The following is a 1879-nucleotide window of genomic DNA, read 5'->3' on the forward strand; positions in this document are numbered from 1 at the left end:
CCCGCCACGCCCCGAAGCACCGAGGGGCGCTGGCCGATCGGATGGAGTTGATCAATCAGATGGCGTCGCACACGGTCTCCGCGGCAGCTTCGGGCACCTGGGTGCTCGGTGACCTCACGGTCAACCGGATCGGCTTCGGTGCCATGCGCCTGACCGGAAGCGCGGCCTTCCACGAGGGCACTCCCAGCGACCGCGGCCGGGCCGTCGCCGTACTGCGCCGGGCGGTCGAGCTCGGAATCGACCACATCGACACCGCCGCGTTCTACTTCTCCCGGCTGCGTTCGGCCAACGAGCTGATCAACTCGGCTCTGGCGCCGTACGCGGACGGCCTCGTCGTCTCCACCAAGGTCGGTCCCGCCCGGGACGCCTCCGGCGGGTGGGCCGAGTCGGCCCGGCCGGACGAGCTGCGCGGCCAGGTCGAGGAGAACCTGCGCCAGCTCGGCCGGGACCATCTCGACGTGGTCAACTTCCGCATCATGGGACAGGAGTCCATCAGCGAGCACTTCGGAGCCCTGTCCGAGCTGCGCGACGCCGGACTGGTCCGCCACCTCGGCATCTCCCACGCCCGCCCCGAGCACTTGGCCCAGGCCGAGGCGATCGCTCCGGTGGTGTGTGTTCAGAACCGCTACGGAATCGACGCACCCGACGGGTCGGGGATGCTCCGCGCCTGTGCGGCGCGCGGTATCGCCTTCGTTCCCTTCTTCTCCATCGCCGGACAGGGGCGCGAGGCGGGCGCCGTGCGGACCGAGCACGAGGGGGTCCGAGCGGTCGCCCGGGCGCACGGAGCGTCCCCGGCGCAGGTGCGACTCGCCTGGACCCTGATGCAGGGCTCCCACGTACTGGCCATCCCCGGGACGGGCAACCCGGATCACCTCGCCGACAACGTGGCAGCGGGCGCACTCCGACTGACGCGGGACGAGCTCCAGCTCCTCGATGCGATCGGCCGCTCCCCGTCCTGAGGCCGGCGGCGAGCCGACGACCTCTGGGGATCCGGGCGACAGAACACCAGGCCCCTTCACGTACGCGTGTCCGAAGAAACGGTTGGAGCGGTCGTTACACGCCCCTGAACCCGTTCGGCGCAGAGCGGAAGGGGCCGCGAGGGCAGGCCGTACGAAGGGGAAGTCCTCCGTCCCCGGGCCCCTCAAGGCCTGTTCGGCGCGCCCCGGCCGCTCGCGTCAGCACGGGATTGACATGTGTCCGATACACGCGAGAGTCACCGATACATCCGCATTTTGCAACACGCCCCGAATTGGTGGCTTTTGGCGGCGATTGGGAGCCAGAGTGTGGCTCCTCGGCAGGACGCCGGGAACTGTTCAAGGCCCACTCGCCATGCACGAGGCGGGCCGGGCTGCTGTCTGTTGAAGGGGTCATCTTCATGTCTGCTTCTCTCGCCACCCGCCGGTTCGTCGCCGCGTTCCTGGCGGCGGGCGCCCTCGTCGGTGCCGCCGCCCTCCCGGCCACCGCCGACGACCACCGGCGCGACCACCGGGCTCCGCAGTCCTCGATCGTCATCAGCGACGTCCAGTACGGCACCGCCGGCCGCGACCGCTCCGCCCGTGCGCTGAACCGGGAGTGGGTCGAGGTCGAGAACACCGGGCGCAAGAGCGTCAACCTGCGCGGCTTCACCCTCACCGACCGGCAGGGCAACCGCTACCGCTTCGCCGACTTCCGCCTCGACGGCCGGTCCAGCGTGAAGGTCCACACCGGCCAGGGCCGCGACACCCGCCACGACGTCTACCAGGACCGCCGCCACCAGATCTGGGACGAGCGCGACACCGCCACTCTCCGCGACAACCGCGGCAACGTCCTCGACGCCGACTCCTGGAACAGCCGTCGGCACCACCGCAACGGCTGACCCGGACAGGTCACCGGCCTGACG

The 1879-nt window shown here is 70.7% G+C and carries 2 protein-coding genes; both read left to right on the plus strand.

The features are described 5' to 3' along the window. The first annotated feature begins 59 nt into the window (after positions 1-59). Complete coding sequence (locus ACWGIU_RS32685; protein WP_453711731.1) at positions 60-959, plus strand: aldo/keto reductase; 900 nt, start codon at positions 60-62, stop codon at positions 957-959. 416 nt (positions 960-1375) lie between these two features. Beyond that, entirely contained in the window at positions 1376-1855 is a 480-nt protein-coding gene (locus ACWGIU_RS32690) for a lamin tail domain-containing protein (protein ID WP_453711729.1), read from the plus strand. Positions 1856-1879 lie beyond the last annotated feature (24 nt).

This window comes from Streptomyces sp. NPDC054840 (genome assembly GCF_053611065.1).